Here is a 24,994-nt window from a genome sequence, read left to right as displayed (position 1 = left end):
AGTGCCGAGCCTTGTTGCCAGCGAAAGGGTCCGCCTTTGCGCTGGCAACAATGCCGACCTCTGCCAGGCTATTTTCAAGGTGCACGGGCTAAGCGACCGGAGGAGCTGCTCCGTCTGGTCCAGCGACGAGCAAGCACCTCTTTACTACCCCAATGCCGCCACGTTGGATGCCGATGACGTACCGATCCAACTTGCAGAAATAACCAGACTGAGATCTGTTCTTGCCGCCAGCTTTTCGGTCAAGGATGGGTTCTGCCGTCTGGATCTCCGACCGCTCGGGTTCAGCCAACTCTTCGAAGCAAGCTGGATCTGGATGGACCTAAGTCGTCCAACGACGACCCCCTCCGGTTGGGAACGCGTTCGGGACGCAGCCAGCTTGGAGATGTGGGAACTTGCCTGGACGGGTGGCGCAGGTCGCTCCAGCGGCCGTCTCTTTCCGACTGCAGTTCTGGCCGACCCCGCCATCGCCATCCTTGGCCGACGGACGGCCGACGGCTTCACCGCCGGCTGCATAGCCAATAGATCCGAGCTCGTGATCGGGTTGTCAAATGTCTTTGCCACGGATGGCAATCCGACCTATCGAGACGCTGTGCGAGCCGCAGCCAATACGTTTGCTGAAAGTCGCGCGCTAGTCGGGTATGAACGCGGCGGCGGGCTGGATGACGCACTGACCTGCGGCTTTCAGACCACCGGCACGCTGCGCGTCTGGATACGGGACAGCCAAGCCAAAGAGGAATGAAGTGGCAAAGCCTCTTCTCTACGGCGCCCACTACAGCGTCTATGTCCGCATCGCGCGAATGGCGCTGGAGGAAAAGGGCGTCGACTACGAGCTCATCCCTCTCGACATCTTCGCGGCCGAAGGGGCGTCGATTATCGGCTATTTCCTCAAAGTCGCCGAAGGGCGAAAGCTGCTTGCCCGCTTTCCAGACATGCAGGACTGGTGGGATCGCATCGTCAGGCGGGCAAGCTTCTCCAATGCATGAGCTTTCCGGTCGCGAAGCGCTGACCATAGCCAGGATAGTCCGGGTCAACCACGCAGGCGAATTTGGAGCGATCAGGATCTATTCAGCGCAAATCTTTGTCGCCCGGCACTTCTGGCGCGATTGCGTGCCGTCTTTGTCGGAGATGCTTGGACACGAGCGCCAGCATTGCGCCGCCTTCCGTGCCGCCATGCCGGTGCGAAACTCGCGTCCATGTCGCGTCATGCAATTCTGGAGCTGGGGTGGTTGGTTGTTGGGCTTTCTCACTGCCCTGCTCGGCCCACAAGGCATATGGGCATGCACCGCCGCTGTCGAAGCGACCGTGCACCGCCATCTTGACGACCAGCTCTACTATCTAGCCGGGCGCGATCCCGGACTGCACGCCATCATCCTGTCGATCCGCGAGGAAGAGCTGGCCCATCTGCGTCACGCCGAGGAGCATCTGCTGGCACCAGGCCCGCTGCTTCTCCTCCTGCGCGCGGCGATCGCCGTCGCCACGGATTGCCTCATCTGGCTGTCCACCTGGGGCGACTCTGTCAGAATGGCGCGCGCCCTGAAAGCGGCAAAGCCTTCCTGACACAGGAACACTAAGCGGCTTCGAGCGCCGCCTTTACCGCCGCGATGGCGTCGTCCGCCTTGGAGGCGTCGGGGCCGCCGGCTTGCGCCATGTCAGGGCGCCCGCCGCCGCCCTGCCCGCCAAGCGCGGCGGACGCAACACGGACGAGATCGACAGCGCTGAAGCGGCCGGTCAAGTCGTCGGTGACGCCGACCACCACGCTCGCCTTGTTGTCCTCGCCGGCGCCGATAAAGACGACCACGCCGGAGCCCAGCGTCTTCTTACCGGCATCCGCAAGCGGCTTCAGGTCCTTCGGCGCGACACCGCTGACCGCTTTGCCGAGGAAGCCGACACCCGCAACCGTCTCGTTGGTGGCCGGAGCATCGGCAACGGCCGCGCCGCCGCCAAGGGCCAGTTTCTTGCGCGCCTCGGTGAGCTCTTTCTCGAGTTTCTTGCGCTCCTCGAGCAAAGTCTCGACACGCGCCGGAACGTCGGCCGGCGAGATCCTCAAGGTCGCCGCGGCTGCCTTCAGGCGCTTGTCCTGCTCGTCGAGATGCCTGCGCGCCGCCTCGCCGGTCAGCGCCTCGATGCGGCGCACGCCGGCGGCGACCGCGCTGTCCGACAGGATGCGCACAAGGCCGATATCGCCGGTCGACCTGACATGCGTGCCGCCGCAGAGCTCGACCGAATAGGGACGGTTGGCCTTGGCGCCGTGCAGGCCGGTGCCCATCGAAACGACGCGCACCTCGTCGCCGTATTTCTCGCCGAACAGCGCCATCGCGCCCTCGGCAATAGCATCGTCCACCGACATCAGCCGCGTCGTCACCGGACTGTTCTGCACAACGATCTCGTTGGCCATGCGCTCGACATCCTCGATCTCCTCGGCCGAGATCGGCTTGTTGTGCGAGATGTCGAAGCGGAGGCGATCAGGCGCGACCAGCGAACCCTTCTGCGCGACATGGGTGCCCAGCACCTCACGCAGCGCCTCGTGGATGAGATGCGTCGCGGAGTGATTGGCGCGCAGCTTCGAACGGCGCGCGTGATCGACCTTTAGCTCCACGGCAGCGCCGGTCTTGATCGTACCGCGCGTCACCTTGCCCAAATGCACGAAGAGCCCGTCGGCCTTCTTTTGCGTGTCGGTGACCTCGATCGAGAAGCCGTCGCCGGACATCATGCCGGTATCGCCCATCTGGCCACCGGATTCGCCATAGAACGGCGTCTGGTTGACGACGACGGCAACCGCGTCGCCCTGCCCGGCGCTGTCGACGATCTTGCCATCCTTGACCAAGGCCTGGATCAGGCCTTCCGCCTCTTCCGTCTCGTAACCGAGGAAATCGGTGGCGCCGGTCTGCTCGCGCACCGGGAACCAGACTGTCTCGGTCGCCGCTTCGCCCGACCCCGCCCAATGCGCGCGCGCTTCCGCCTTCTGCCGCTCCATCGCAGCGGTGAAGCCGGCAAGATCGACCGAGATGTCGCGTTGGCGCAGCGCATCCTGCGTCAGGTCGAGCGGGAAGCCATAAGTGTCGTAGAGTTTGAAAGCCGTCTCGCCATCCAGCATGGCGCCGGCGTGCAGCTGTTCCGTCGCCTCCGAAAGCAGGCCGAGACCGCGGACCAGCGTCTTGCGGAAGCGCGTCTCCTCGAGCTTCAGCGTCTCGGTGATCAGCGCTTCGCCACGCACCAGTTCCGGATAGGCCTGGCCCATCTCGCGCACCAGCGCCGGCACCAGCTTCCACATCAGCGGCTCCTTGGCGCCGAGCAGTTGGGCGTGGCGCATGGCGCGACGCATGATGCGACGCAGCACATAGCCGCGGCCTTCATTGGAGGGCAGCACGCCGTCGGCCACCAAGAAGGATGACGAGCGCAAATGATCCGCGATCACGCGGAAGGATGCTGCGTTCTCCTGGTTGTGACCGTGCCCGAGCGCCGAGCATGCCGCATCGATCAAATGCCGGAACAGGTCGGTCTCAAAGACGCTCTCCACTCCCTGAAGGATCGAAGCCATGCGCTCCAGGCCCATGCCGGTATCGATCGACGGGCGCGGCAGGTCGATGCGCTCGTCTTTCGTCACCTGCTCATATTGCATGAACACCAGGTTCCAGAATTCGAGGAACCGGTCGCCGTCCTCCTCCGGGCTGCCGGGCGGACCGCCCCAGATATGCTCGCCGCGATCGATGAATATCTCCGAGCACGGACCGCAGGGACCGGTGTCGCCCATCGCCCAGAAATTGTCAGAGGTCGGAATGCGGATGATGCGATCGTCTGAGAAGCCGGCGATCTTCTTCCAGTAGCCGGCCGCCTCGTCATCGGTGTGATAGACGGTGACCAGAAGCTTGTCCTTCGGCAGGCCGAATTCCTTGGTGATCAGGTTCCAGGCAAGCTCGATCGCGCGCTCCTTGAAATAATCGCCGAACGAGAAATTGCCGAGCATCTCGAAGAAGGTGAGATGGCGCGCGGTGTAGCCGACATTGTCGAGATCGTTGTGCTTGCCGCCGGCGCGCACGCTCTTCTGCGCGGTCGCGGCGCGCGAATTGGACCGCTTCTCCAGGCCGGTGAACACGTTCTTGAATTGCACCATGCCGGCGTTGGTGAACATCAGCGTCGGATCGTTGCGCGGCACCAGCGGGCTGGAGGCGACGATCTCATGACCCTCCTTGCGGAAATAGTCGAGGAATGTCGACCGGATCTCGTTCACGCCACTCATAGATACTGCCTTTTCGCGAAAACCGCCGGCCAGGCCGGCGGCAAATGGGCTTTCGTGTGTCAGAAGATAGATTGGCCTTTTAGCCGTAGCTCTTGACCCTGTCCAGAAACACGGAACCAGGCCCAGTCCTCCTGGCTGGGCGGCCTGTGTCCTCGCCCCCCAAACGCAAACCGCCGGCACAAGGCCGGCGGTTCGAACGCAGTACTGGGGAACTCGATTACATCAGCTTTAGATAATGGATCCAGATTATGGCCGAACTCCGGCAGTTGCCTACATCGCTCCAGCCTCGTCCTCGAAGCCGTCGTCACCGCCTTCGGAGCCGCCGTTCTCGAGGAATTTTTCCGCGATCAGCCCGGCATTCTGCCTCAGCGCCAGCTCGATCTCGCGCGCCGTGTCCGGATTGTCGCGCAGGAAAAGCTTGGCGTTCTCGCGGCCCTGGCCGAGTCGCTGCGAATTGTAGGAAAACCAGGCGCCCGACTTCTCGACCACGCCGGCCTTGACCCCGAGATCGACGAGCTCGCCGGTCTTCGACACGCCCTCGCCATACATGATGTCGAACTCGACCACTTTGAAGGGCGGAGCCAGCTTGTTCTTCACCACCTTGACGCGGGTCTGGTTGCCGACCACTTCGTCGCGATCCTTGACCGAGCCGATGCGGCGGATGTCGAGGCGCACCGAGGCGTAGAATTTCAGCGCGTTGCCGCCGGTCGTGGTTTCCGGCGAGCCGAACATGACGCCGATCTTCATACGGATCTGGTTGATGAAGATGACCATGGTGTTGGAGCGCGAGATCGATGCGGTCAGCTTGCGCAGCGCCTGGCTCATCAGGCGGGCCTGCAGGCCGGGCAGCGCATCGCCCATCTCGCCCTCGATTTCGGCGCGCGGCGTCAGTGCCGCCACCGAATCGACCACCAGAACGTCGATGGCGCCGGAGCGCACCAGCGTGTCGCAGATCTCCAGCGCCTGCTCACCCGTGTCGGGCTGCGAGATCAGGAGGTTTTCGAGGTCTACGCCGAGCTTGCGGGCATAGACCGGATCGAGCGCGTGCTCGGCATCGACGAAGGCGCAGATACCGCCCTTCTTCTGGGCTTCCGCAACCGTGTGCAGCGCCAGCGTCGTCTTGCCCGAGCTTTCCGGCCCGTAGATTTCGATGATGCGGCCGCGCGGCAGCCCGCCAACGCCGAGCGCGATGTCCAGCCCGAGCGATCCCGTCGGCACGGTTTCGATCTCGACCACCTGCTCATTGGCGCCGAGCCGCATGATCGAGCCCTTGCCGAAAGCGCGCTCGATTTGCGACAGCGCCGCATCCAGAGCCTTTGATTTGTCCACTGCCTTATCCTCTACAAGCCGCAAACTATTCTGAGCCATGATACATCACCCCTTGGTCGTCAATGAAGGCCGGACAATCCGTGATCCCTGCCAGTTTGTACCTTTTTTGTTCTCATCTGGCAAGAGGCAGCAAATGACTGGAAAACAAACAATATCTGGATTTGTTCTATTTTTGTCTCACTAGAGATGGCGTGAACCAGTGCTGCTGATCCAAGCGAGATCTCGTTATCCGGGCGGCCCGAATCGCGACCCGATTGCGGGGCGATGCGCGGAAACCTAGTGTGCGCACGCAAACAATCAACGAGGTCACCTCCGCGGCATGCCGACATCCCCAAACATCCTGGCGCTGGGCGGCGCCCATATCGACCGGCGCGGCCAGGTCTCGGGCCCTTATGTGCCCGCCGCATCCAATCCCGGCATCATGCGCGAGGATGTCGGCGGCGGCGTCTTCAACGCGCTGCGCAGCATTGTGAAGCGCGGCGTCTCGGCCTCGCTGCTTTCGGTGCGCGGCGGCGATGCGGCGGGTGAGGCGGTCGCATCGGCGATCAACGAGGCCGGCATCGCCGACCTTTCGGCGGTGTTCCTCGACCGCACGACGCCGAGCTACACTGCGCTGATCGACAGCGAGGGGGAGCTGATCGTCGGCTTTGCCGATATGGGCCTTTACGACCTCGCCTTCCCCAAGCAGATCCGCCGCGCTAAGGTGCGCGAGGCGATCGCCGAGGCAGACGCGATCCTCTGCGACGCGAACCTGCCGACGGCGGCCCTCGAGCGCCTGGTTGCGCAAGCCGGCGACAAGCCGGTTTTCGCCATCGCCATCTCGCCAGCCAAGGTGGTGCGGCTAGCGCCGCTGCTCGGCAATCTTTCGCTGCTGTTCATGAACCGCCGAGAGGCGGCGGCGCTGGCTGGTGCGGATATCTCCGGCCGCGATCTTGTCGGGGAACTCAGGCGACTGGGCTTGACGGCAGGCGTGATCACGGCCGGCAGTGCTCCGGTGCTCGGCTTCGACCAATCGGGCGTCTTCGCCATCGACCCGCCCGCCCCGCGACGAGTTGCCGACGTGACCGGCGCCGGCGACGCCCTGACCGGAGCCACGGTTGCCGCGCTGCTGCGCGGGCTCTCTTTGCGGAGGGCACTGCGCGAAGGTGTTGCCGCAGCGATGCTCGCCATTGAGAGCGCCGAGGCGGTACCGTCTTTCACCGCCGGCAGTTTTGGCCAGGCGCTTGCCCTTGTGCACGAGGCGCGGGTGGTGGCATAGGGCCACAAACTATCTTGCCGGAGTTTCTCCGGAGTGGAGAACCGACATGACGCCCGAAACCGCCCGCCCCTTCATCGACATTCATCCGCCAGTGGCGGAGGCGCTTGCCGCCGGGCGGCCTGTGGTGGCGCTGGAAAGCACCATCATTACCCACGGCATGCCATACCCCGACAATGGCGCGATGGCCGCCAAGGTCGAGCAGATCATCGCCGAGGGCGGCGCCGTGCCGGCGACGATCGCCGTGGTCGATGGCCGCATCAAGATTGGCCTTTCCGATGGCGAGCGCGAATCGCTTGCCATGACCGGCGACGCCATGAAGCTGTCGCGTGCCGATATCGGCTTTGCCGTCGCCCAAAAGCGCACCGGCGGCACCACCGTGGCCGCCACCATGATCGCCGCGCACATGGCCGGCATAAAGGTCTTCGCCACCGGCGGCATCGGCGGGGTGCACAAGGGCGCCGAAAAGAGTTTTGACATCTCGGCCGACCTCGACGAGCTGGCGCGCACGCCGGTCGTCGTCGTCTCGGCCGGCGCCAAGGCGATCCTCGACATCGAAAAGACGCTGGAAGTGCTGGAGACGCGCGGCGTGCCAGTCATCGGCCATGGCTGCGAGACCATGCCGGCCTTCTGGTCCAGGCAATCGCCCTTCCGCGCGCCGCTGACGTTGCATGCGCCTGAAGACATCGCGCATTTCTACCGCACGCGGCAGGCGCTGGGCTTGGGCGGCGGCATTCTGGTCGCCAACCCGGTGCCGCAGAACGACGAGATCCCGGCAGCCGAGATGGACGGCTACATCCAGGCCGCGCAGAAGGCGGCCGAAGCGCAGAACATCACCGGCAAAGCCGTGACGCCGTTCCTCCTGTCGAAGATTTTGGAGCTCACCGGCGGCCGCAGCCTCAAGACCAACATCGCGCTGGTCGAGAACAATGCGCGGCTGGCGGCGGAGATCGCGAAGGCGCTGTAGGCCTTATCTGCCCGCGCGCCGCCCCGCTTCATAAGCGCGCCGCGCCCAGACTGCCATTTCGTCGGGATCGTCGAAGGCGCTGTCGGGAACGCTCCAATAGGGCATCGCCACCTCCTTGCCGTGCCGCGAGCCCGTATAGGTCCACTGGCTGCAGCCGGCGGCCTCGAATTCGGGGATCGTCTCCTCGTCGGCCTTCAGCATCAGTTCGCCGCGCACCACGACCGCGACGATGACGCCGTCGCAATAGATGCCCTTGCCGCCGAACAGTTTTCGGATGCTGATCGGCCCCAGGCTCTCGAACAATTCTTCGAGGCGGTCATTGTCCATGCCGCAAGCATCTCATCCGGCGTGGGCCTTGTCATCGCAGCAACCAACAGCATGCTGACAGGTTGAGACATGAAATGGAGTTTCGCGCCATGCCTGTCCTGCTCAAAGGCTCCTGCCGCTGCGGCGCCGTCCGCTTCGAGGTGGAAAGTCACACGCCCGTGCCGTTCATGCTCTGCTACTGCTCGATCTGCCGCAAGCAGCAGGGCGGCGGCGGTTTTGCCATCAATCTCGGCGCCGACAACGAAACGCTCAAGGTCACCGGCAAGCCCAATCTCGGCGTCTACCGCGCTGAGATCGAGGACGACGAGCATCCGCACTGCGAGGTCTCGACCGGCGAGCGCAATTTCTGCAAGAAATGCGGCGCCGCGCTCTGGCTCTACGACCCGACTTGGCCGGACCTCGTCCACCCCTTCGCCTCGGCGATCGACAGCGACCTGCCGAAGCCGCCGGAAAAGGTGCATCTGATGCTGAAATACAAGGCGAGCTGGGTCGAGCCGGCGATCGGCAGGAACGACAAGGTGTTCGAGCTCTATCCCGAAGAATCGATCGCCGACTGGCACAAGCGCACCGGCTTGTGGGTAGACTAAGCCTGCATCTAACAGCGATGGGTTAGCGCAACCCAGCGCTCGATCTGCCTCACATCCACCCCTTCGCGCTGCGCGGCGACCAAGGGGTGGTCTGCATCATGCAGAAAGACCCTGGGACGCAGATTGCCGGGCTGAAACACAACATTGGCATGCAGGTGCATCGAGCTCGGATATTCAGGAATGTCGTGCATCAAATACCCGAAGCAGAGCTCGTCCTCATATTGGCCGCTATCATACCCGGCTCGATAGACATTCCAGCTTCTTTCCGAGACCGACATCCAAACACCGAAACAGAACTCTTCGGACAACTGAGGTACGGGCAAGGGCAGCAGGCAACGAATGAAGCGGTCTGTTTGCCCCGTGGCGTAGCTCACCACGCAAAAATCGTCGTTCTTGCGGAAGGTCGACCGAGCTACCTCGTCAAGCGCGTCTGGATTCACCGGTGCGCCAAAGGCTATATCGGTGGGAAGTCCGGTGAACTCCTGGTCACAGCAGGCACATCGCCAGCGATATGCCTCGGCGATCACCTAGGCAGCGCTTGAAGCGCGCGCCTCGGCCAGCGCCTTGAGATCGGCCGGCTTCAGCTCGACGGATTCGCCGCAGCCGCAGGCCGAACTCTGGTTCGGATTCCTGAAGGTGAAGCCGGTTCGCAGCGTCGTCTGCTCGAAATCCATCTCGGTGCCGAGCAGGAAAAGCGCCGCTTCCGGCGCGACATAGACGTGCGCGCCGTCGCGCTCGATATGATCGTCCTTGGGGTTCGGCTCGGTGACCAGATCGACCGTGTATTCCATCCCGGCGCAGCCGCCCTTCTTGATGCCAAGGCGGATCCCATGCGCGTTGTCGCGCGTAGCGACGATCTCACGCACGCGGTCCGCGGCCTTGTCGGTCATCGTGATGACGGCGAAGCGTCCCATGTCGTTCTCCACGTTCGCGCGGGTTCAAGGCCCGCGGAATGAGTCTGCCTTTAAGATGGTGAAGTTTCACCTTTGCTGCAAGCCAGCCAACCTTAGTGGGGTCGCTGGCTAGTACCATCCAACCGCGACCTGCGCCTCTTCCGACATCCGGTCGGGTGTCCACGGCGGGTCGAACACCATGTTGACCTCGACGCCCGAAACCCCCTCCACGGCGCCGACGGCGTTCTCGACCCAGCCCGGCATTTCGCCGGCCACCGGGCAGCCCGGCGCGGTCAGCGTCATGTCGATCTTGACCGTCCGGTCGTCCTCGATGTCGATCCTGTAGACGAGGCCGAGCTCGTAGATGTCGGCCGGGATTTCCGGATCGTAGACCGTCTTCAGCGCCGAGACGATATCGTCGGTCAGCCTCGCCAGCTCATCGGCGGGGATCGCCGAGGCTGAGACGAGGCCGTTACCGGCCGTTTCCGGCGCGGTCTCTGCGGTGGTGGTCACATCGTCCATCATCGTCATCCGAAGAACTTTCGCGCCTTTTCCAGCGCATCGGCCAAAGCGTCGACTTCGGCCCTGGTGTTATACATGCCGAACGATGCCCTGCATGTGGAGGTCACGCCGAAGCGTTTCAACAGCGGCTGGGCGCAATGCGTGCCGGCGCGGACCGCGACGCCTTGCCTGTCGATAAGCATCGACACGTCATGGGCGTGGATGCCCTGCAATTCGAACGAGATGATGGCGCCCTTGCCGGGCGCGTCGCCGAAGATGCGCAGCGAATTGATGGCGCGCAGCCGCTCGTGCGCGTAATTCTTGAGGTCCGCCTCATGCGCCGCGATGCGCTCGCGGCCGACCTGTTCCATATATTCGAGCGCGGCGCCCAGCCCGATCGCCTGCACGATCGGCGGCGTGCCGGCTTCGAAACGGTGCGGCGGCTCGTTGTAGGTGACGATGTCTTCCGTCACCTCCTCGATCATCTCGCCGCCACCCATGAAGGGCCGCATCGCTTCCAGCATGTGCTTCTTGCCGTAGAGCACGCCGATGCCGGACGGACCGTAAACCTTGTGGCCGGTGAAGACGAAGAAGTCGCAATCGAGGTCCTGCACGTCGATCGGCATATGCACGGCGCTCTGGCTGCCGTCGACGAGCACGGGAATGCCACGCGAATGCGCGATGCGCACGATCTCCTTGATCGGCGTCACCGTGCCCAGCGCGTTCGACATGTGGGTGATGGCGACGAGTTTTGTGCGGTTCGTCAGCCGCTTCTCGAATTCCTCGATATGGAAGGCGCCGAGATCGTCGACCGGCACCCAGACAAGCTTCGCGCCCTGCCGCTCGCGGATGAAATGCCAGGGCACGATGTTGGAGTGGTGCTCCATGATCGAGAGCACGATCTCGCCGCCCTCGCCGATCCTCGGCATGCCGTAGCCATAGGCGACCGTGTTGATCGCCGAGGTGGTGTTGGAGGTGAAGACGATGTTGTCGGTGCTCGGCGCATTGAGGAAGCGGCGCACCGTCTCGCGTGCTTTCTCATAAGCATCGGTCGCGGCATTCGACAGAAAATGCAGGCCGCGATGGACATTGGCGTAGTCCTGGGAATAGGCGTGCTGGATCGTGTCGAGCACCACCTGCGGCTTCTGCGCCGAGGCGCCGTTGTCGAGATAGACCAGCGGCTTACCGTAGACCTGCCGCGACAGGATCGGGAAGTCGCGGCGGATCGCCTCGACGTCGTAGGGAGCGGTTTCGATCTTCTGGTCCATCACAAGGTCTTTCGAGGCTTCGCCTCACTCCGTCCAGCACCCCTCATCCGTCTTGGCGCTCCGCGCCAATTCACCTTCTCCCAAGTAGGAGAAGGGGAAAGCGCTATCCGTGCGTCGAAAACCAGGCGTCGAGCCGCGCTTCGAGCGCATCGACGAGCGCCTCGTCGTCCAGTTCCTCGATCACTTCCGCGACGAAAGCCTTCACCAGCAGCCCTCGAGCCGCCTTTTCGTCGATGCCGCGCGCCATCAGATAGAACAGATGGTTGTGGTCGATCTCCGTGACCGTCGCGCCGTGACCGCAGACGACGTCGTCGGCGAAGATTTCCAGCTCCGGCTTGGTCGAGAACTCACCCTCGTCCGACAGGAGCAGCGTGTTGCACGCCATCTTGGCGTTGGTCTTCTGCGCGTATTGGTGGACGTTGATGCGCCCCTGGAAGACACCCCGCGCCTTGCCGGTCACAACGTTGCGGATCACTTCGGTCGAGGCGGTGTGCGGCACGGCATGATCGAGCACCATGGTGGTGTCGGTGTGCGTGTCGCCGGCCAGAAGGTTGATGCCGCGCAGCTTGAAATCGGCGCCCTCACCAGTCGTCCTGACCACGACTTCCTGGCGCACCAGCTTGCCGCCGGCGTTCATCACGAACAGCGTCAGCTTGGCGTCCTTGCCGATATGCGCCTTGAACTGAGCAAGGTGCGTTGCCGTGTCCGGCTGCTCCTGCACGATCAGCCAGGTCACCTCGGCGCCGTCGCCGACCACGAGCTGGCTGACCGAGCTGACGAGCGCGGCCTCGCCGCCCTCGCTCGTCTGGCGCTCGACGATGATTGCCTTGGCGCCGGCACCGACACGTGCCAGGAGCCGCACATGCGTCTGGCCGCCGGCCTGCAGGTTCTGCAGCTCGATCGGCTTTTCCAGCTCGGCGTCGTCGGCGATGTCGATGAAATAGCCGTCGGCCACGAAGGCCGTGTTCAGCGCGCCGATTGCGTCATCGGCGCCATAGCGATCGAGCCCCGGCGCGATACTGCCGTCGGTGAGCTTCTCCAACAGGCGCTCCACCGTGACGCCTTCGATCTCGGGAGCCTTGGCGCTCGAAACGCCGTTCAGCACCGGCAGAACGGCCGAACCGTCGAGGACCGGATCGAGCGCCTTTGCGATGTCCCCGGCCTCGAAGGCCGGCACCGAGGTCAGCAGCCGGCGCAGGTCCGTATAATGCCAGGATTCGACGCGGCGCGTCGGCAGGCCGTGCTTGATCGCCTCGATCGCGTCGTCGCGCTTGACCATCACCGCGCCGTCGCCGGGCAGCAGCGACAGCCGCTCGCCGAAGGCGTCGATCAGCGCGGTTTCGGCCAATGTCCGCTGGGGCTGTGCGTGCATGTTCATTGCTCTTGCCTCACTTGGCCCCATCTCACGCGGCTTGCCCGATCACGCCGGCATAGCCGTTGGTTTCAAGATCGAGCGCCAGCGACTTGTCGCCAGACTTGATGACCTGGCCCTTGTAGAGCACGTGCACGCTGTCCGGCACGATGTGCTCGAGCAGGCGCTGGTAGTGGGTGATGACGACGATCGCGCGCTCCGGCGAGCGCAGCGCGTTGACGCCATCGGCGACGATCTTGAGGGCGTCGATGTCGAGGCCTGAATCGGTCTCGTCGAGCACGCAGAGCTTCGGCTCGAGCAGCTTCATCTGCAGGATCTCGGCGCGCTTCTTTTCGCCGCCGGAGAAGCCGACATTGAGCGGCCGCTTCAGCATGTTCATGTCCATGTTGAGCGAAGCGGCGGCGTCCTTCACGCGCTTCAGGAATTCCGGAACCTTCAGGGGCTCCTCGCCGCGCGCCTTGCGCTGCTCGTTCATGGCCACTTTCAGGAATTCCATGGTCGCGACGCCCGGTATCTCCATCGGATACTGGAAGGCAAGGAAGATGCCGGCGGTAGCACGTTCGGCCGGATCCATTTCGAGGATCGACTGGCCGTTGTAGAGGATGTCGCCTTCTGTGACCTCGTAATCCTCGCGACCGGCAAGGATGTAGGACAGCGTCGACTTGCCCGAACCGTTCGGGCCCATAATGGCGGCGACCTCGCCGGCTTTGACCGTCAGGTTCAGGCCACGGATGATCTCCGTGCCGTCCTCGACGATGCGGGCATGCAAATTCTTGATCTCAAGCATATTTTTTTCCTGAATATCTTCTGCGGTCAGCCGACCGAACCCTCGAGGCTGATGCCGATCAGCTTCTGCGCCTCTACGGCGAACTCCATCGGCAGCTGTTGGATGACGTCCTTGACAAAGCCGTTGACGATCAGCGCGATCGCCTCTTCCTCGGGAATCCCGCGCTGCATCACGTAGAACTTCTGGTCCTCGGATATCTTCGACGTCGTCGCCTCGTGCTCGAACTTCGCCGTCGCGTTCTTGGCTTCCATGTAGGGCACGGTGTGCGCGCCGCACTGGTCGCCGATCAGCAGCGAATCGCAGTTGGTGAAGTTGCGGGCGTTGGTCGCCTTGCGGTGCGCCGAGACCTGGCCGCGATAGGTGTTCTGCGAGAAGCCGGCGGCAATACCCTTGGAGATGATACGGCTCGACGTGTTCTTGCCGAGATGGATCATCTTGGTGCCGCTGTCGACCTGCTGATAGCCGTTCGACACCGCGATCGAATAGAACTCGCCGCTGGAATCGTCGCCGCGAAGGATGCAGCTCGGATATTTCCAAGTGATCGCCGAGCCGGTCTCGACCTGCGTCCACGAGATCTTCGAACGATGGCCGCGGCAGTCACCGCGCTTGGTGACGAAATTATAGATGCCGCCCTTGCCCTCGGCGTCGCCGGGATACCAGTTCTGCACCGTCGAATATTTGATCTCGGCATCGTCGAGCGCGATCAGCTCGACCACCGCGGCATGCAGCTGGTTCTCGTCGCGTTGCGGCGCCGTGCAGCCTTCGAGATAGGAGACATAGGCCCCCTCTTCGGCGATGATCAGCGTGCGCTCGAACTGGCCCGTATTCTTCTCGTTGATGCGGAAATAGGTCGACAGCTCCATCGGGCAGCGCACGCCCTTCGGCACGAAGACGAAGGAGCCGTCGGTGAACACGGCCGAGTTCAGCGTGGCGTAGAAATTGTCGGAAGTGGGCACGACCGAGCCCAGATATTTCTGCACCAGCTCCGGATGCTCGCGGATCGCTTCCGAGATCGAGCAGAAGATAACGCCGGCCTGAGCCAGCTCCTTCTTGAAGGTGGTGACCACCGAGACGGAATCGAACACGGCGTCGACCGCGACGCGGCCGGACTTGTAGACGTTGTCGTTGGCCTCCTCCAGCTCCGAAGCGTCGGTCTTCTGCACGCCGGCGAGGATCTCCTGCTCCTTCAAAGGAATGCCAAGCTTCTCGTAGACCTTGAGCAATTCGGGATCGACCTCGTCCAGCGACTTCGGTCCCGGCGTGCTCTTCGGCGCCGCGTAGTAGTGGATGTCCTGGAAATCGATCTTCGGATAGTGGACGCGCGCCCAGGTCGGCTCTTCCAGCGTCAGCCAGCGCCTATAGGCGCCCAGACGCCATTCCAGCATCCAGTCCGGCTCGCCCTTCTTCTCGGAGATCAAGCGAATGATGTCTTCGCTCAGGCCCTTGGGGGCCTTATCCATCTCGATCTCTGTCTGGAATCCGTATTTATACTGGTCGACGTCGATCTTTCGGACTCGATCGATCGTCTCCTGCACAGCAGGCATAAGCGTTCTCCATCCACGCCGGGGTCAAGGCCCGGCAGTTTTCAAACTATGGCACCGCAGAAACGCGCCCCAGGAAGGACTCGGCTGCGGAGTAAGCTCCATATAGTGCGTTCCGGCCGGGAATTCACCCGTCCAGACGAAACGCACGGCTCTACCAGGCCGGATGGCCTGAATTCGTTTTTCGAGCACCGGATTTCAAGAGCCGCCGGGGATCTCTTGTCCGATGCCTCGCCGCCGTCAGGCAGCCTTTTCTTTTCCACCCCGACGCGCGGCTATGCCCGCCAGAGCCGCCCGGAACGCCTCGATCTCCTCGGCGCCGGTAGCGCGGCCAATCGAGACGCGCAATGCGCCAAGGCTCTCGCCGTGGCCCATCGCCTTCAGCACATGGCTTGGCCCGACTTTCCCCGACGAGCAGGCGGAACCGGCCGACAGCGCAACACCGGCGAGATCGAAGGCGATCTGCGCGGTCTCGGCCTTGACGCCGGGAATAGCGAAGAATGTCGTATTGGCAAGCCTTGGCGCTGCCGCTCCAAAGATTTCCGTATCAGGGACGAGCTCCCGGACGATGGCTTCGACCTTGTCGCGACGGCGCGCGACCGCTTCCATGTCTTCCAGGCCGGCGAGTGCTGCCCGCGCCGCGGCACCAAAACCGGCCATGCCGGGAAGATTCTCCGTGCCGGCGCGATGGCCCTTTTCCTGGCCGCCGCCATTGATCAGCGGCTTCGGCATCATCAGATCGGCCCGGGCGACGATGGCGCCGACGCCCTTCGGGCCGCCGATCTTGTGCGAGGAAAGGATCAGATAATCGGCATAACCGGCTGACATGTCGATCGGAATCCGTCCTGCCGCCTGCACGGCATCGACGACCAGCACGCCGCCCGCTTCCTTGACGATCTCGGCGATGCGTCCGATCGGCTGGATCACCCCCGTCTCGTTGTTGGCGGCATGGATCGCCACCAGCGGCAGGCCGGCAGCCTTGTCATGCGCGGAGAGCGCCGCAGTCAGCGCCTCGAGATCGGCAATGCCGTCTCGATCGACGCCGATCCTCGTCACCTGCGGCGCCGAGAACCGCCCGCCATTCAGAATGCAGGGATGATCGGCGGCCGAGACATAGAGGTGGCTGATGCGGACAGAGCCGCGCCCCATCTGCCAGTCGGGAGCAAGCATCGTCGATGCGGCCTCCGTCGCGCCGGAGGTGAACACGACGTGCTCGGGCCTGGCATTGACCAGTCTTGCCACGTCACGCCTGGCATCCTCGATCAGCCGCCGCGCCGCGCGGCCCTCGCTGTGAACCGACGACGGATTGGCGGCATCGAGCGCCGCGACCATCGCCGACCGCGCCTCTGCAATGAGAGGTGCGCTGGCGTTGTAGTCGAGATAGGCGCGAGTTGCGGCCATTTTCCTTCAGTCGATCCTGTCAGCAGCCATTCCGCGAGGACGGCGCGTTATTTCCTTGAAATTGCAAGGCGAGCCGTCCTATTTACCCGGCTTGCGGCGCGGGCGGCCGAGAAAATGCGTTTTCGGCACCCAGTTTTGAACAATTCTAAACTAGCTTCTAGGAAGACGCTTGCCCGGCGTCAAGGCCACAGAATGGGCCAAAGGAAGAGTCCGGGCCCGCGCCTTCGTATGCCACGTGGAGTATTTTATGCCTGAGGTCATTTTCGCCGGTCCGGCTGGTCGCCTGGAGGGCCGTTACCAGCCTTCGAAGGAAAAGAGCGCGCCGATCGCCATCGTGCTGCATCCGCACCCGCAATTCGGCGGCACGATGAACAACAAGATCGTCTATGACCTCTTCTACATGTTCCAGAAGCGCGATTTCACCACGCTTCGCTTCAATTTCCGCGGCATCGGCCGCAGCCAGGGCGAGTTCGACCACGGTACCGGCGAATTGTCGGACGCGGCCGCTGCGCTCGACTGGGTGCAGTCGCTGCATCCGGATTCCAAGAGCTGCTGGGTCGCGGGCTATTCGTTCGGCTCATGGATCGGCATGCAGCTGCTCATGCGCCGGCCCGAGATCGAGGGCTTCATCTCGGTCGCCCCGCAGCCCAACACCTACGATTTTTCGTTCCTGGCACCCTGCCCGTCGTCCGGCCTCATCATCCATGGCGATGCCGATAAGGTGGCGCCGCCCAAGGACGTGCAGACGCTGGTCGACAAGCTGCACACGCAAAAAGGCATAACCATCACGCAGAAGACTATCTCCGGCGCCAACCATTTCTTCGCCAACCACGCCGAACTGCTGATCGACGAATGCGCCGATTACCTCGACCGGCGTCTGGCCGGCGAGCTCGCCGATCCACGGCCGAAGCGGCTGAGGTAGATTTCGGGCTAACCTTAGACCAAATAGCTCTACGGGCGGTCAGCCGACAATTGCTCGCGGCTCCGCCTCGCCAGCGATGTTTTGTCCTTGGATCCGCTGGAAGACAGCAGCCGGAACGTGCGCTTGGGCACGGGTCTGGTCGACGACGGCCGCCGGAAGATGAAACCGAGCCGCGCGAAAACCAACCCTGCGGCGATCGCAAAGGCAAGGCCGAGCCCAAAGCCGGCCACTGTGTCGCTCGGATAATGCGCGCCGACGAAGACGCGCGTCGAAGCGATCAAGGCCGTGGCCGCAAGCGCGATGTGCCAGCGCCTTGGAAACAGCAGCAAGAGGACGCCGAACACCGCCCCCATCGTCGTAGCATGGCCGGACGGAAAGCCGGCGAAGCGCGCATCCATGGCGAAGGGATGCAGCGACAGCACCCCGTAATCGTTGAAATAGAGCGGCCGGGCCCGGCCGATGCCGTATTTTAGTAAGTTGACGGCCAGCCCGGAAAGACTAACCGCGCAAAGCACCAGGAAAGCGAAGCAGGTCCAATTGTAGACGAGCAGACGCGACGACCTGGAAAGCCGTCGCCAGTCCGTCAGGTTGGCGGCGACGAGGCAGAGAACCGCGGGGATGAGATACCAGCCGCCCAGGCCGAAATCCGTTAAGAAGTCGGTGAATCGGACGAAGCTTGGCGTCCACCCGCCGCGCATCCTGCCGGCGGCGCTGTCCAGGGTGAGGCCAATGGCTATGGCCAGCAGAAGCCATGCAGAGACCCAGACGAGCCAGGGAATCTCGGGATAGCGCGCGGGCCGCACTGCAAAACGCCGCTGCACGATGCGCGTCGTGTCGAGGAAGTTGCCGAGCGAACGGCGGTAAAGAGAAACGGCGGACATGGCTCTATAGGGGTCTTCGAGCTCCGACATTATTCCTCACTGGGCCACTCGATAAAGGCCGAGCGCCAGCTTGTCTCCTGACGAATAGTTGAGCCCGTCGATCTCGGTCAGTCGCTTCGCCGACTTGCCCTGCCCGGCAAGCAGCTCGTTTAGCTTTTGCTCCTCCTTGACCGGCGCCAGTCCCAGCGCACAGGTCGGATCGGCCAGCAGGTGCTTTGCCACGCCATCGACGTCGGTCAGCACGGTCTTGGTCCCGACCAGGAACACCAGGCTCGGCTCGTGATAGGGGGACGAGGCGACCACCGTGGTGTCGCAAGGACGGTTGGCATCGACGGCTGCCTTGATGGCCGGGCTCAGCCAGATCGGCCTCAGCGCCGGCGCAATCACGCCGAACAGCAGGCTGAAGGTTACGCCCGCGCCGATCGCGATCGCGGCGATGCGTTCGAGCGGCACCTGCAATTGGCGCGGGAAAGCGAGATAGCCGGTCACGAGCGCGGCGATCGCCGCCGGAATGCTCCACCAGGAAAAGGCTTTTGCGAGATAGAGCGGCGCGCCTATGCATACTGCGGTTAGCCCGATCGACACGACGACGACGCCGAAGGCGGTCGACCACCACAGCCAGTTCTGCCAGCGCTTGAGCGGCGCATTGGCCTTATCCTCCGGCAAGGTGAGCAGCCAGCCGATCAGCAGCGCCATGCCGGGATAGGCCGGCAGCACATAATGCGGCAGCTTGGTCGGGATCGCCTCGAACACCAGCCAGAAGGGGATATACCAGGCGAGACAGAAGCGCAGGCGCGGGTCGTCCCAGAAGCGGTTGATGGCCTGCAGCCCGGCGCCGACCGCGATCAGGCCGAAAGGCCACATGAACAGCGAATAGGTGAGCATATAGAAGCCCGGCGGCAGGCCATGCGATTCCTCGCCCTGCGCCACCTTGTTCAGCATGTCCTTGCCGACCGCCTCCTGGAAGAAGGCGCCGCCGCTCTTCCAGCTGATGAGGATGATCCAGGGCAGCACGATGACGAGCACGATTGCAACGCCGCGCACCAGCTTCAGCTTCAAAAGCCAGCGCCAGTCGCGTTCGAAGGCGAACAGCGCGCCGGCCGTCAGCAGCGACAACAGCGGAGCGACCGGACCCTTGATCAGAATTCCCAGTCCCTGCGCGATCCAGAATATCCATGGGAGGTGGCCGGCAACCGGCTCCGTGCGGCGCGCGGCCAGATAGACCTGCGCCAACGCGCCTTGCGCGGCCACGCAGCAGGCGAGCAACATGGCGTCGGTCTTGGCGTCGCGGCCTTCGAAGGCGGTGGCGAAGATGGCGGCCATCATCAGGCCGGCGGCAAGGCCGGCATTGGCGCCGAAGAGTTTTGTGCCCGTCCAGCCGATGCCCACGACGGCGACCGCAATGCCGAGCATCGAAACCAGCCGATAGACCCAGATCGGCGCTTTGGCCCCCTCACCGCTCAATACGACGGCCGCCGATTGCAGCCAGTAGATGCCGATCGGTTTCTTGTAGCGGGTCACATCCTGCAGTCGGATGTCGATATAGTCGCCGGTCTCGACCATCTGCTTGGTCGACTGGACGAAGCGGGATTCGTCCCGGTCGACCGGCGGCAGGCTTGCCAGCCCGCTGACGGTCATCAGGATGCTGAACAGAAAGAGGAGGAGATAGTTCCTGTTCATCGCGGGAGCTTGTCCGATCTGATCTGCGGGATAGCCCCGTCGCGGCGCCTCGGGGCGTGCTGCCCTTGCGCGGGCGCCTCATTACGCCAGCAAAAGGGGCGAAGCAAGGATGCGGCTCATGGCAGGCGATAGCACGCAATGCCCCAAGCCACTTTTGCTGATCGCCCGTTTGCCGGTTGAAGCGCGATCTTATGCAAAACCGGAAGCCACTGTTGCTGATCGCCTGTTTGCCTCTTGAAGCGCGATCCTACGCAAAACCGGAAACCACTTTTGCTGATCGCGCTTGGATGCTAAACGCGCCCCTTCACGTCAAGCTCGGCCAAATGCCGTGCGACCTCCGGGAAGAAAAGATGTCCGCCTTCAAGTCCGATTTCCTGCGCATCATGAGCGAGCGCGGCTTCATCCACCAGATTTCGGATGAACCCGGCCTCGACCAGCTCTTCGCCAAGGAAACGGTGAGCGCTTACATCGGCTTCGATGCGACGGCGAAGAGCTTGCATGCCGGATCGCTGATCCAGATCATGATGCTCCACTGGCTGCAGCAGACCGGCCACCGGCCGATCGCGCTGATGGGCGGCGGCACCTCGATGATCGGCGATCCTTCCTTCAAGGACGAGGCGCGCAAGCTGCTGACGCCTGGGGACATTGAGAGCAATCTCGTCGGCATCCGCCGCAATTTCGCGCCATACCTCAAATTCGGCAGCGGCGCCGGCGACGCGGTGATGGTCAACAACGCCGACTGGCTGATGGAGATCAACTACGTCAATTTCCTGCGCGATGTCGGCCGGCACTTCTCCGTAAACCGCATGCTGGCCTTCGATTCCGTAAAGCTCAGGCTCGACCGCGAGCAGTCGCTGTCGTTCCTCGAATTCAACTACATGATCCTGCAGGCTTACGACTTCGTCGAGCTCTACAAGCGCGTCGGCTGCCGGCTGCAGATGGGCGGCTCCGACCAGTGGGGCAACATCGTCAACGGCATCGATCTCGGTCATCGCATGGAAGGCGTGCAGCTGTTTGCGATGACGACGCCGCTGCTCACCACCTCGTCGGGCGCCAAGATGGGCAAGTCGGCCTCCGGCGCTGTCTGGCTCGACGGCCATATGCTGTCGCCTTACGAGTTCTGGCAGTACTGGCGCAACACCGAGGATGCCGATGTCGGGCGCTTCCTGAAGCTCTACACGACACTGCCGCTCGCCGAGGTCGCGCGCCTCGAAAAGCTCGGCGGCTCGGAGATCAACCAGGCGAAGAAGATTCTCGCCACCGAGATCACCGCCATGCTGCATGGCCGCGCGGCGGCCGAAACGGCTGCAGAGACCGCGCGCAAGACTTTCGAGGAAGGCGCGCTCGCCGACACGCTGCCCAGCATCGACGTCGCCAAGGCTGATCTCGAGGCCGGCATCGGCATCCTGTCGCTGTTCGTCACCGCCGGACTCGCCGGCTCCAATGGCGAAGCGCGCCGGCATGTCCAGGGCGGCGCCGTGCGCCTCAACGACCAGGCGGTCACGGATGACCGGCGCATGGTGACGCTTGAGGACCTGGGCGCGGAAGGTGTGGTGAAGCTCTCGTTCGGCAGGAAGAAGCACGTTCTGGTGCGGCCGATCTAGTCGGCCTGATCACCGATACTCGAAGATTGAGCGAAAAATTCCCGGCGCCACCACCGACAGCGGATTGATGTTGAGCGTCGGCTTGTTGGCGTTGCCGCGCAGCCGGTAGGTGACGCCGATCAGGCCGCGGTCGCGGCCGTTGCCGAGCAGCGGGCCGAACAGCGGCAGTTCGCCGAAGATGCGGTTCAGCCCATAAACCGGCATGAAGGTGCCGGTCATGTCCATATTGTTGTCTTGGTCGTAGAGCGTGCCCTGGAAAGTGGTGCCGATGCGCGGACCGCGCAACAAACCGTTTGCCAGTCTGAGATAGCCGGAGCCTTTGTCGATCTCGGCATAGCCGCGCTCGAACTGCACCCTTGAGGTGTCGATGTTGGCCTTGACCGCCTGGTTGAGGCTGCGCGTGTCGCCGGCCGGCCTGGTCGACACGATCGACGCAAGCTTCGGCTCGTTGACGACATAGAAATTGCTGGCGTCGACCTGGCCCTTCATTGGCCCGTCGGCCTCGCCCGCCAGCGACAGCGTGATGGCCCCGCCCTCCATATGCTCGTAAATGTTGAGGAAGCGCAGGATAGCGCCGGCATCGGCCGATTTCATCCTGAGAGACCGGCCGCCGTCGCCGGTGGTGTTTCGGACGGCAATGGCGGCACCCGAACTCGCCGTCGCGCTGACATCGAGACCATTCACCCGGGAGCCGGCAGCGCTGTAATTCAGCTTGAGGTTCGACAGCACCTCGTCGTGAAAGCCGGTCAGCGACTTCACGTCGGCGCTGACCGAGATCGCGTCGGCGCCGGCGCCTTTTGTGGCTGTATCGACGTCTGAGGTGAACTGTTTGATCAGCGAGCGGGCGTCGAGAGAGTCGCCGCTGACAGTGACCGCATAGCTTTTGCCCGACCGTTTGACCGAGACCGCGACGTCGTCTCCTCTGTTGAGCGCGACCTTGCTGAACCGGGCCGAGGACAGCGCCCCGTTGACCAGTGTCACATCGCCGTCGATCGAAAAGCTCTTCCCGTCGAGATCGAAGTCGGACAGCGTGGTCGTGCTGCCGGACTTTGCCATCGTGAAGGTGACCTTGGCCGGAATGCCGGCACCCTTGCTCCATCCTGCCCAGGGGATGTCGAGCCTTGCGTTGGTCAGGTCGGCCGACACGTTCTGGACGCCCTCGCCGCTCTTGTCGATCGCCACCTTGATGGTTCCGGAAAGCAGCGGCGACAGGCCGGGCATTGCTGCAGCGCGCGTCTTGTCGTCGATCACCAGCGCGACCTTACGGCTGCGCGGCGGGCCACTATCCTCGAGCGGCTCGACCAGGTCGAGCTCGGCCGGAATGCCGTTCAGCTTCGCCTTGGCCGATATCACCGCACGGTCGGGGCTCACGGTGATCGACCCGTCGGCCTCGGTCACCATCTGGTCCTCGAACGGCTTGGCTAAGGAAAGATCCTGGTAGTCCAGCGCCACCAGCCAGTCGAGCCTCGAGGTATCGACGCCGGAAGTCAGCGGAATGTCGGCCCGCACATGCCCGGTGACGGTGCCGCTCAAATCCTCAGGCGCAAGTCCGACATGGCGCATGGCGTTGATCGGCTCAAAGGAGGCGAGTTCGGCGATCGCCGGGGCTTCGCCGGCGACATCGATGTCGAGCGAGCCGATCACGGGCGAAACATTCGCCTGCTTGATCGTCAGCGTGCCGCCGCTTGCCGCCACGGTGCGGCCGCTCGGCATAAAAACGCTGCCCGAGGACAGCGTGATATCGACATCGTTGCCATGGAAGGCAACGACACCGACCGCATCGCGGATCGGCGGAATGCGCCCCGCGGTATCGAAGCGCGAGCCCTCGACCTGGAAGCGGCCGAACACCTCGTCGCCGGAAAGCGGAACGCCGTTGCCGAGCCGCCCCGGAACGACCTGGAACTGCAGGTTGGCGTCGACCACGCGGCCGCCGAACAGGTTGTCCAGCACCCAAAGCCGCGCGTTGCGGGCGGAGAACCAGGGCCACAACTGCTTCACATGCGAAACCGGCATGTCGTGGACATTGAGCGACAGCGACACACCCGGCGGGCCATTGTCGATGAAGGCGAGCGACGCCGTGCCCAGCACGTCGCTCGAACCGCCGGAGCGGACGCCGATCTGCTCGGCGACGAGCTTGCGGCTCTTGGTCTGGTAGACGCCGGCGACCCGGGCAAGGAACTGAAGCGCCGGCTCCGGCGATTCCGAAGGCGCGAGCGTCGAGCCGTCGCTGACAAGGTCATAGCGGTAGGACGGCTCCTCGCCCGCGGCTGCCGGTTTCGGCCCGACCGAGCCTGAGAAATCGAATGTCGAGCGGCCGGTCCTGATCAGCAATTTGTCGACCGAGACCTTGTTTGATCCCGCGACCAATGTGGCCCTGGCATCGACGTCGGCCGGCAGCAGCCCGCGCGAGCCGAGATCGAGCACCGAGCCGCCGAGCGACAGCGACGCCGTCAGCCGCGACGGCGTCTCGCCGGACGCCTCGGCGCCCGAAAGCTTCAGCGCAACAGAACCAAGCTTGCCGCCCTGGGCAGCGAAGTTCCCGCCGCTGGAGCTTCCCTGAGCGGGCGTTACGCCGACGTCCGCTATCGCGAGGGCGGCGTCCAGCGCTGCGATCCGCCTGGCGCTCGGATCGCGCGCCGCGGAGGCGCTCAGGCTGACATGCCGGCCGTCGACATCGGCATTTGAAGACAGTTCCATGCTGCCTGTGCCCGTCTGCCCAACCGTGGCCTCGGCGACGGTCACACGCCTGACCGATCCGCCCGGCGGCAATTCGAACTCGACGTTGCGGAGGTCGATCTGGCGCATCGATTCCGCGCGCACCGCATCCAGCGCCGCGTTGACGCCGCCAAACACCGCCGCCGATACTTTCTCCGGATCGACCAAGCCATCCTCGTTGCGCAAAGCCGCCGTCCAATCACCGCTGCCGGACGGCATGGCGGCGACCATGATGCGAGCATCGGAGAACCGGGCGCTGGTGAGCTTGACCTCGCCGGATAGCAGCGGCAGCAGGCGCATGCCGAAGCGGACGCGCCCGACATCGGCCATCGGCTTGCCGTCGGCCGTCTTCAAGCTGACGTCGCTGACCTGCAGGGCGACGAAGCTCGACCCATCGAGCGTCAACCGCGCCGGCCCAACGGTGACGTTGAGATCGACGCCTGCGAGCTTCTCGATGGCCGTCTCGGCTTCGGCGCGAAGTCGCTCGGTGCCGATGCCTGACGTGCCAAGCACATAGACGCCAATTGCCGCCAGAAGCACCAGCGCGCAGAGCCCGGCGAACACCCGACCGAGGATGCGGAAGCGCCGGCGCACCGAAGCACGGCCGAGCGGCGGCACGCTGCAAGCGGACGGAAAAGCTCCCAGGTCGGTGATCTCGTCACGCCTGAACCTGATCTTCTCGTGCTGCGGTTGCTCCTGATCCAAGCAATATTCCGTTGTAAACGTA

Annotated in this window: 22 protein-coding genes; 8 read left to right on the top strand and 14 right to left on the bottom strand. The window is 63.7% G+C overall.

What is annotated here, in order from left to right; translation table 11 throughout:
- The first annotated feature begins 1 nt into the window (after position 1).
- Genes CK221_RS24770 through CK221_RS24760 form a run of 3 tightly spaced genes read left to right on the top strand, consistent with a single transcriptional unit; the run spans position 2 to position 1,557 of the window.
- Positions 2 to 739: a hypothetical protein gene (locus tag CK221_RS24770; RefSeq protein ID WP_095779599.1), complete on the top strand. Its 738-nt coding sequence runs from the start codon at positions 2 to 4 to the stop codon at positions 737 to 739.
- A gap of 1 nt (position 740) precedes the next feature.
- Positions 741 to 983, top strand: a complete 243-nt coding sequence (locus CK221_RS24765; protein ID WP_095779598.1) for a glutathione S-transferase N-terminal domain-containing protein — start codon at positions 741 to 743, stop codon at positions 981 to 983.
- Entirely contained in the window at positions 976 to 1,557 is a 582-nt protein-coding gene (locus CK221_RS24760; protein ID WP_095779597.1) for a demethoxyubiquinone hydroxylase family protein, read from the top strand. Before CK221_RS24765 ends, CK221_RS24760 begins: the two co-directional genes overlap by 8 nt.
- 10 nt (positions 1,558 to 1,567) lie before the next feature.
- Here the strand turns inward: CK221_RS24760 and alaS are convergent, their stop codons facing one another.
- Both alaS and recA read right to left on the bottom strand, forming a co-directional pair.
- Complete coding sequence (gene alaS, locus CK221_RS24755; RefSeq protein ID WP_095779596.1) at positions 1,568 to 4,237, bottom strand: alanine--tRNA ligase; 2,670 nt, start codon at positions 4,235 to 4,237, stop codon at positions 1,568 to 1,570.
- 270 nt (positions 4,238 to 4,507) lie between these two features.
- Complete coding sequence (gene recA, locus CK221_RS24750; protein ID WP_059185132.1) at positions 4,508 to 5,605, bottom strand: recombinase RecA; 1,098 nt, start codon at positions 5,603 to 5,605, stop codon at positions 4,508 to 4,510.
- Between the two features lie 280 nt (positions 5,606 to 5,885).
- On the opposite strand from recA, the gene CK221_RS24745 reads away from it, so the two are divergent.
- Positions 5,886 to 6,824, top strand: a complete 939-nt coding sequence (locus CK221_RS24745) for a carbohydrate kinase family protein (RefSeq protein ID WP_095779595.1) — start codon at positions 5,886 to 5,888, stop codon at positions 6,822 to 6,824.
- Between the two features lie 46 nt (positions 6,825 to 6,870).
- Positions 6,871 to 7,788, top strand: a complete 918-nt coding sequence (locus CK221_RS24740; RefSeq protein WP_095779594.1) for a pseudouridine-5'-phosphate glycosidase — start codon at positions 6,871 to 6,873, stop codon at positions 7,786 to 7,788.
- A 3-nt stretch (positions 7,789 to 7,791) separates the two neighbouring features.
- On the opposite strand, the gene CK221_RS24735 is transcribed toward CK221_RS24740, so the two are convergent.
- A complete protein-coding gene (locus CK221_RS24735) occupies positions 7,792 to 8,115 on the bottom strand; it encodes a TfoX/Sxy family protein (protein ID WP_066995104.1) in 324 nt (107 codons plus the stop codon).
- An 89-nt stretch (positions 8,116 to 8,204) separates the two neighbouring features.
- On the opposite strand from CK221_RS24735, the gene CK221_RS24730 reads away from it, so the two are divergent.
- A complete protein-coding gene (locus CK221_RS24730; RefSeq protein ID WP_066995302.1) occupies positions 8,205 to 8,702 on the top strand; it encodes a GFA family protein in 498 nt (165 codons plus the stop codon).
- Positions 8,703 to 8,710: 8 nt separating this feature from the next.
- On the opposite strand, the gene CK221_RS24725 is transcribed toward CK221_RS24730, so the two are convergent.
- The 8 genes from CK221_RS24725 to CK221_RS24690 all read right to left on the bottom strand — a co-directional run bounded on the left by CK221_RS24725 (position 8,711) and on the right by CK221_RS24690 (position 16,465).
- A complete protein-coding gene (locus CK221_RS24725) occupies positions 8,711 to 9,229 on the bottom strand; it encodes a DUF2199 domain-containing protein (protein ID WP_095779593.1) in 519 nt (172 codons plus the stop codon).
- Positions 9,230 to 9,616, bottom strand: a complete 387-nt coding sequence (gene sufA / locus CK221_RS24720) for a Fe-S cluster assembly scaffold SufA (protein WP_066995098.1) — start codon at positions 9,614 to 9,616, stop codon at positions 9,230 to 9,232.
- Between the two features lie 108 nt (positions 9,617 to 9,724).
- Positions 9,725 to 10,117 carry an SUF system Fe-S cluster assembly protein gene (locus CK221_RS24715; protein WP_095779637.1) on the bottom strand — a complete coding sequence of 131 codons (393 nt, stop codon included), beginning with the start codon at positions 10,115 to 10,117 and terminating at the stop codon, positions 9,725 to 9,727.
- Between the two features lie 5 nt (positions 10,118 to 10,122).
- Positions 10,123 to 11,364 carry a cysteine desulfurase gene (locus tag CK221_RS24710; protein WP_095779592.1) on the bottom strand — a complete coding sequence of 414 codons (1,242 nt, stop codon included), beginning with the start codon at positions 11,362 to 11,364 and terminating at the stop codon, positions 10,123 to 10,125.
- Between the two features lie 103 nt (positions 11,365 to 11,467).
- On the bottom strand, positions 11,468 to 12,742 hold the full coding sequence (gene sufD / locus CK221_RS24705) for a Fe-S cluster assembly protein SufD (protein ID WP_095779591.1): 1,275 nt from the start codon (positions 12,740 to 12,742) through the stop codon (positions 11,468 to 11,470).
- A gap of 25 nt (positions 12,743 to 12,767) precedes the next feature.
- Positions 12,768 to 13,523 carry a Fe-S cluster assembly ATPase SufC gene (gene sufC / locus CK221_RS24700; protein WP_066995090.1) on the bottom strand — a complete coding sequence of 252 codons (756 nt, stop codon included), beginning with the start codon at positions 13,521 to 13,523 and terminating at the stop codon, positions 12,768 to 12,770.
- 26 nt (positions 13,524 to 13,549) lie between these two features.
- Entirely contained in the window at positions 13,550 to 15,067 is a 1,518-nt protein-coding gene (gene sufB, locus CK221_RS24695) for a Fe-S cluster assembly protein SufB (RefSeq protein WP_067328280.1), read from the bottom strand.
- A gap of 237 nt (positions 15,068 to 15,304) precedes the next feature.
- A complete protein-coding gene (locus CK221_RS24690) occupies positions 15,305 to 16,465 on the bottom strand; it encodes a cysteine desulfurase family protein (RefSeq protein WP_095779590.1) in 1,161 nt (386 codons plus the stop codon).
- 247 nt (positions 16,466 to 16,712) lie between these two features.
- On the opposite strand from CK221_RS24690, the gene CK221_RS24685 reads away from it, so the two are divergent.
- Positions 16,713 to 17,387, top strand: coding sequence for an alpha/beta hydrolase (locus CK221_RS24685; RefSeq protein WP_066995082.1), 675 nt, complete (start codon positions 16,713 to 16,715; stop codon positions 17,385 to 17,387).
- Between the two features lie 29 nt (positions 17,388 to 17,416).
- Here CK221_RS24685 and CK221_RS24680 read toward each other — a convergent pair whose 3' ends face one another.
- Both CK221_RS24680 and CK221_RS24675 read right to left on the bottom strand, forming a co-directional pair.
- The gene (locus tag CK221_RS24680) at positions 17,417 to 18,268 is read right to left on the bottom strand and encodes a phosphatase PAP2 family protein (RefSeq protein WP_066995296.1); all 852 of its coding nucleotides are present in this window, start codon (positions 18,266 to 18,268) and stop codon (positions 17,417 to 17,419) included.
- Positions 18,269 to 18,304: 36 nt separating this feature from the next.
- Positions 18,305 to 19,948, bottom strand: coding sequence for a glycosyltransferase family 39 protein (locus CK221_RS24675; RefSeq protein ID WP_095779589.1), 1,644 nt, complete (start codon positions 19,946 to 19,948; stop codon positions 18,305 to 18,307).
- Positions 19,949 to 20,298: 350 nt separating this feature from the next.
- On the opposite strand from CK221_RS24675, the gene tyrS reads away from it, so the two are divergent.
- Positions 20,299 to 21,552 (top strand): tyrosine--tRNA ligase, encoded by a 1,254-nt coding sequence (tyrS, locus tag CK221_RS24670; RefSeq protein ID WP_095779636.1) that lies wholly within the window; start codon positions 20,299 to 20,301, stop codon positions 21,550 to 21,552.
- Positions 21,553 to 21,561: 9 nt separating this feature from the next.
- Here the strand turns inward: tyrS and CK221_RS24665 are convergent, their stop codons facing one another.
- Positions 21,562 to 24,972, bottom strand: coding sequence for a DUF3971 domain-containing protein (locus tag CK221_RS24665; protein ID WP_095779588.1), 3,411 nt, complete (start codon positions 24,970 to 24,972; stop codon positions 21,562 to 21,564).
- Positions 24,973 to 24,994: the final 22 nt, after the last annotated feature.

This window comes from Mesorhizobium sp. WSM3868 (genome assembly GCF_002294785.1).
Taxonomy (GTDB): domain Bacteria; phylum Pseudomonadota; class Alphaproteobacteria; order Rhizobiales; family Rhizobiaceae; genus Mesorhizobium.
Note: the sequence above shows the minus strand (reverse complement) of the source record. Positions and strands in the feature narration are given on the sequence as shown.